Below are 6,803 nucleotides of genomic sequence, written 5' to 3'. Positions count from 1 at the left end.
TTACCGATAATAACGCATCACCTATTTTTGGTGCTACCATTTCATATGTACTTGAAAACACGACCAATAAAGGAGGAACGGTTACCGCAGAAGATGGTAATTTTAGTTTTGAGCTTTCTACGACCGGTAATTATCAAATTACGGTAAGCTACATAGGTATGAAAACCCTTAGCTTTCAAAAATCATTCAATCAAATGACCGATTATGATTTGGGCACAATTAACCTTCAAGAAAATATAGAGCAATTACAGTCCGTTGAAGTCATAGGTAGAGCAAGAACGGATTACAATAGTGATTATTCTTTTTCGGCAACAAAAGTAGCCATTGCCAATAAAGAATTGCCACAAGCCATAACTTCGGTTACCAAAGAGCTGATTGCGGACCGATTAGCTTTTCAAGTTCCAGATGCCGTAAAAACGGTTAGTAACGTATCGGTTACGGGCTTGTACAACCACTACAACATTCGAGGTATTACGCAGGCAGATGATGGGCAGGTATTGAACGGTATGCGTACCCGTCAATATTACTTTCTACAGCCTATTACCTCTCATTTAGAACGTGTTGAAGTTATAAAAGGTCCGTCTTCGGTTACTTTTTCTAGCGCAGATCCAGGGGGTACCGTAAACATGGTAACTAAAAAACCATTGACAGAAAAGCGTAGTGATGTTTCTTTAACAACAGGTAGCTTTGGAACGTTAAGAGCCACGGCAGATTTTACAGGTCCGTTAAACGAATCTAAAACCCTTCTATATCGTTTTAATGCCGCAATTCAAGAAGCAGATTCGTTTAGGGATGTTGTGAACAATAATGCTATTTTGCTCTCACCTTCTTTAAGTTATATACCGAACGAAACAACATCGTTGAATGTTGAAATGATCTATAGTGATGCGGTAGGTAATTTAGACAGAGGGCAGCCGATCTTTGGGGCTATCAATGGTAATTATGATATCAATAGTACGCCAATTACAATGAACGTGGGTGCATCTACCGATCACTACAAGAACAAAGAGTTCATATTCATGACGAACTTCAGTAAAAAGTTATCTGACAATTTAGGTTTCAATGCGCAGTTTATGAAGCAAACTTGGGATGAGGATCTAGCTGAGCATAGAGTGGATGGAACTGCCGTAGATATTGATGGAAATGTTATTCCTACCTTAGCAAGAATGCGATATGATGAAAGACAGCAATACTGGGAGACAGATAATTTTAGCACCTATTTTACGTACGACATTAAAACAGATAAGATTACCAATAAAATATTGGTTGGTTACGATGGTACACGTTGGGAAAGAAAGATTGGTGCAGGATTCTTAAGAGCCAGAAGGTATTTAACGGTTGATGGCGGTCAAGCAAACTATGACCCTGATAATACGGCCAATTTTCAGCAAATGGTAGTAGATGGTGTAACCATGCCTGTGCCTGCGGTGCCTCATTTTAACTTAGCAGACCCCTTTAACGGAGCTAGAAATACAAATGCATACAACCTTGCAGAATTAAGTATTCCTGCAAACTTGAATATTTCAAATGGTTTTTATATCCAAAATCAGTTTAAAGTCGGTAAATTTTCAGCTTTAGTGAATTTAAGATATGAACGGTTTACTGATATTTTTGATTATGAAGGTGATGAGCAAGAGTTTACAAATGACGCCATTGTACCTAGGTTTGGTCTAACCTATGAAGTTTCTAATACCGTAAGTGCATATGCTACCTATTTAGAAGGTTTTCAACCGCATACAAACACCGTATCGTTATCACCAACTGCTGAAGGTTTCTTTTGGTCTACTTCACCAAGCAGATTTGACCCACTGGAAAGTAGTTTAACGGAATTTGGGGCTAAAGGAGAGTTCTTGAACGGAAAAATATTTGCCAACCTAGCCATATTCAATATTACCCAAAAGAACATTTTATTAGGGGATACATATGATTTGGACAATCTGACGACTAGAGGTGAGCAAAGAAGTAGAGGGTTTGAAATGGATGTATCCGGTTATATAGCATCAAATTTTCAACTTACCGCTTCTTATGGGTATGCAGATGCCGAGATTGTAGAAGATGCCATAGAGGAATTTATTGGAGAGCCAATTGGTGGGGCCCCTAAGCATAATGCAACTATTTGGGGTAGATATGATTTTACGAACAACACTTTAAAAGGTATTGGAGTTGGCTTGGGCGCCCAATTTATGGATGAGCGCTTTACATGGTATAATCCAACATACGACACGGATAGATTGCTGTTACCATCTTATACCGTATTTGATGCAGCGGTATATTACAAGCCTAACAACACAGGTATGCAATTAACGCTAAAAATCAATAATTTATTTGATGAAACCTATTGGTTGGGTGGGCTAAACCCCTCAAGATTAGGACCTGGTGCACCAAGAAATATATTATTGAACGCCACTTATAAATTTTAAGTATGCGAAAGAATGTAATTGTATTATTGGCCCGGCAACTATGGCAAGATGCCTTTAGGTCTAAGGTCATGTTAGTAGCATCAACGCTAATGCTGTTCTTGTTGCTTTTTTCTGCTTATACCGGGTGGGAAAATTACCATGACCAGAATTTTACCAGAGATGAAATTCAAGAGGAAGTCCAAGAAAGTTGGGAAAGCAATCCAGATAAACACCCGCATAGAATGGCCCATTACGGGTCGTTCGCTTTGCGGTTAAAACATGTGTTAAGTGTTTTTGATCTAGGTATGGAAAACTTTGTAGGTAACGCCGTTTTTCTAGAGGCGCATAAACAGAATACCGTAAACTTTTCAGAAGCTAGTATGTCTACCGGGTTGTTGCGTTTTGGGGAAGTGAGTATGGCTATGCTGTTAAAAGTAATAGTCCCTTTATTAATTTTCTATTTAGGATTTGCCACCATAGCAAGGGAACGGGAAAACGGAACATTGAAGCTTTTGATAGGTCAAGGTATAACACGAAAAGAAATTGTATTTGGTAAATGGCTTGGTTTGTGGAGTCTTTCCTTATTGTTTTTGGGTGCCATATTTTTGGTACTGTTGGTCTTTGTACTAGTGGAATCTCATGATACCATGCACGCAGATAGCATACTTAGATATGTGGTATTGTTATGTGCTTATTTAATGTTCTTTGGAATTTTAAGTGCTATTACTATTTTGGTTTCAGCCTTTAGTGCATCGGCAAAAGGTGCCTTGGTAAGATTGTTGGGTATTTGGTTGTTGTTCGTAGTTATTGTTCCAAAATCATTACAAGCAGTTGGTTTTTACCTATACCCTACCCCTTCTAAAATTGAAATGGAAACTGCGGTGGAACATGATCTGGCCCAGATAGGAGATAGTCATGATCCTAATGACCCACACTTTAAAGCATTGAAAGATTCTGTATTACGTGTACATAACGTAGAAAAGGTTGAAGACCTTCCTTTTAATTATGGTGGTTTTGTGATGTCTAAAGGAGAAGCTATGAGCACTAAAGTGTATTTAAAGCATCAAGAAAATTTGTACAAAGTGTATAATAAGCAGAATAATGTAGAACGTATGTCTGCATTCGTCAATCCATATACCGCGATCAAGAATTTGTCTATGGCATTCTCAGGAACCGATTTTCAATCTTTTCTACACTTTAAGGACAAAGCGGAAACATATCGTTTTACCCTCGCCCAAGAAATGAATCAATTGCAAATGGATTTAATTCCGAACAAGGGTAAAGCAGGTCCCAATACCATTTCAAGTGATTATTGGAAAGAATTTCCGCCATTTGAATATCATTTCTTAAGCATTGCGGATGTATTTAAAAATGAAGTCATTTCATTGCTAGCTTTAATGTTATGGGGAGTATTATCCGTTTTTGCATTGTTAAGATTGTCAACAAACCTAAAAGCCATATAGATGTATAGATTATTATTTAAATCATTTTTTAGGACGAGAATATTTATGGTTAGCCTGGCTTTATTGTTGACCGTTGGTGTTATAGGTATTTTAATTGGGAAGCAATATTTAGTTAAACAAGAAAAAACCATTGCCGCCGCTCAAGTTTTTCAGGAAGAAAGCATTAAAAAGAACATTCAGTATCATAGTGAGGACTTAGGGCTGCTTTTATATTATTTGAGGTTTACCTTAATTAAGAAACCCGAAAATATTAGTGCTATTTCCATTGGGCAGAGTGATGTCAATCCGTTGTTACAAGCGGTAACCATTCGCGCTTTAGAGGGGCAAAAATACGATACCGATTTTGAGAATCCTTCATTGCTCATGTCTGGCAATTTAGACCTAGGTTTTGTTATTATATATCTCTTTCCTTTGGTATTGATAGCCATGACCTTTAATTTATACTCAGAAGAAAAGGAATTGGGTACATGGCGCATATTGGCCGCACAAACATCGGGGAAAGCACAATTTTTATTTAAAAAACTTCTGGTTAGAATAGTGTTTGTATTTGCTGTGCTTATATTTTTAATGATCCTGGCAAGTACTATTTTACAAATACCGATGAATGCCAATTTTTGGGCAATTTTTCTTCTAAGTGTATTGTATATTTTGTTTTGGAGTGCATTGTGTTTTTGGATGGTGTCTTTTTTTAAGAATTCCAGTTTTAATGCTTTGGCGCTAATTTCGATCTGGGTGGTATTAACTATTTTATTTCCTGCCTTAGTGAACAATTATGTGATAAACACCTATCAAGTACCAGAAGCGTTAGATGCCATGGTAGAGCAAAGAGATGGGTATCATGAGAAATGGGATATGAAAAAAGATATTACTATGAATGGTTTTATTGGCTCATATCCACAATTTATAAAATATGAAGTTCCTGAAGATGAATTCAGTTGGATCTGGTATTACGGCATGCAATATATGGGAGATATGGCAGCCAAGGAAACCAGCCAAGAAATGACGGATAAGATAATGCTTAGGAATAAGGTAAGTGAACAAATTGCGCTATTGGTGCCTACCATGCATGCACAATTAAGCTTTAATAAACTAGCAGGTACGGATATGGTGAGCCATTTGTCGTTTTTAGAGGCGCTGACCAATTTTCATAAAAATTTACGTGAAGGTTTTTATGCCAAGATATTTGATCATAAATCTGCTGATGCAGTAGATTGGAAAAATCACGAAGCCAAATTTTATGAATTAGATTATGGCTTTAACTGGCTAAAGCTTCTACTGCCCTCTTTAATTGTGTCAATAATTATTGGGGTCTTAACAAGTATAAACTTAAGAAGATTATAAAGAGCAAAAGGCTGGAAGAAATTCTGGCTTTTTTATAACGTAAAGCTTTGTCATTAGATATTTTACAATCAATACTTTTATTTTACGTACAATGAAATGTTTTATGTTTAGAAGCTATTACATTGTAATGAAACTAAATAAGCGGCATTTTAGGTGTAATAATTACATATAAAGATACTTTTACGCCTTTAAACAGAATTAATTTTTCATTCTAAGTCAATGGGGTACTTTTCGTCTTTCAAACCTCAAACTCAAATTAATGAAACTCGAATTAGTAATTGTTGATGATTCACCTCTTTGGTTGTCATTGGCAGAAAAGCTCGCTAAAACTCACCCAATGGTCGGTAAGGTTACGACCTTTGAAGATTCTTATGACGCTTGGGTGCATATACAGATCAACAAGCCTCAGTTTGTTATTTCAGACATTGAAATGCCTGGCATGAACGGGCTTTCATTTTTAGAAATGTTCAGTAATCGGTTACCTTTTATTTCAACCTCTACAAAACAAGAATTTGAAGAAGTTGCAAGAGAATTGGGCTGCATAGATTTTATAACCAAACCCTTTTCTAAGAAAGAAATACATCATTCTATAGATTCTGTTTATTATCACATGTATGGTAAAAAGGTTGGATAGTTAATCCTTCATTATCTCTACATATTATAGATGACGATTATTTCTTAATTATAGACATAATATTTAGATTGGTTATATTTACTTTTTTAGGTAGATAATTATATTTTAAAACGTATACATAACCATGACCCCCGAAAAAGATATTTTTAGTAGTAAAGAAGGCAGATGGGATTTTGCAATTGCGATTATCGTAATAGCTTTATTCTCTATTTTTATTTACCTGTATATATTTACCAAAGAAGATAAAATTGCAGATTCTACTATTGAATTGGAAACCACTGAAGAATCACCTTTGCCTACTTCTTATCATGCTAAAGAACGGACATATGTATATTCAAGTTCAGATATTTATGTACCGGTAACAATACCTGCAAAAGATGCTATAGACCCTAACAAAATAATTGCAGTCGTTATTTCCGATACGACAATTACTGAAGCCGATTTTGAAAACGATAAGTTAGATTCTATAATTGAAAAAGAAACCTTTAAAAAACAGCCAAGTCTAGCAACATCAGAGTCTCAAGAAATAATGTTGGATTCCGTTGTGGAGAATAATGGGTCTAGGGTGATAGAAGAGACGGTTATTTCAAAAAAAGAAGTGCCAACAAAAATATCTGATAAGGCTATTGTTTCTAGTCCAGAAACCAAGTTTGAATGTATGGCAATGGTGGGTGTTTTTAAAAATGAAAATAATATATCTGCTATTGTCAAAAGACTAAAAGACTTAGGGTATACACATACACAAGGTTCTTACCCAAAAGGATTAACCTATGTAAGTGTACCGGTTGATTGTGCTAATGAATCGAAAAAGAAGGAACTAATTTCAGAATTGAATAAAGCTTTCGGTATAGATTCTTATGTTAAAAAGCGTTAGTGCTTTAAGCATGTTCAGTAATAAGTAACTATTACAAAATGAATAAGGTTGCATAGTTTGCATTCTTCATCTGCGCGTTTTAATACTTCACA

The 6,803-nt window shown here is 35.8% G+C and carries 5 protein-coding genes; all 5 read left to right on the top strand.

Annotated features, from left to right (window positions below; translation table 11 throughout):
* Positions 1-2,420, top strand: a 2,420-nt coding sequence (locus QZ657_RS14775) for a TonB-dependent receptor domain-containing protein (protein ID WP_291967852.1), incomplete at its 5' end; no start/stop codon positions are given.
* Between the two features lie 2 nt (positions 2,421-2,422).
* Positions 2,423-3,862: a DUF3526 domain-containing protein gene (locus tag QZ657_RS14770; RefSeq protein WP_291967851.1), complete on the top strand. Its 1,440-nt coding sequence runs from the start codon at positions 2,423-2,425 to the stop codon at positions 3,860-3,862.
* Positions 3,863-5,203, top strand: a complete 1,341-nt coding sequence (locus QZ657_RS14765; RefSeq protein WP_291967850.1) for a DUF3526 domain-containing protein — start codon at positions 3,863-3,865, stop codon at positions 5,201-5,203.
* 259 nt (positions 5,204-5,462) lie between these two features.
* Positions 5,463-5,837, top strand: a complete 375-nt coding sequence (locus QZ657_RS14760; RefSeq protein ID WP_291967849.1) for a response regulator — start codon at positions 5,463-5,465, stop codon at positions 5,835-5,837.
* Positions 5,838-5,961: 124 nt separating this feature from the next.
* Positions 5,962-6,711, top strand: a complete 750-nt coding sequence (locus QZ657_RS14755) for an SPOR domain-containing protein (RefSeq protein ID WP_291967848.1) — start codon at positions 5,962-5,964, stop codon at positions 6,709-6,711.
* The last annotated feature ends 92 nt before the right edge of the window (positions 6,712-6,803 follow it).

Origin of the sequence: Maribacter sp., from assembly GCA_020629415.1 — a bacterium.
Lineage (GTDB): Bacteria > Bacteroidota > Bacteroidia > Flavobacteriales > Flavobacteriaceae > Maribacter > Maribacter huludaoensis.
The sequence above is the reverse complement of the archived record's forward strand: the minus strand, read 5'-3'. Positions and strand labels throughout refer to the sequence as shown.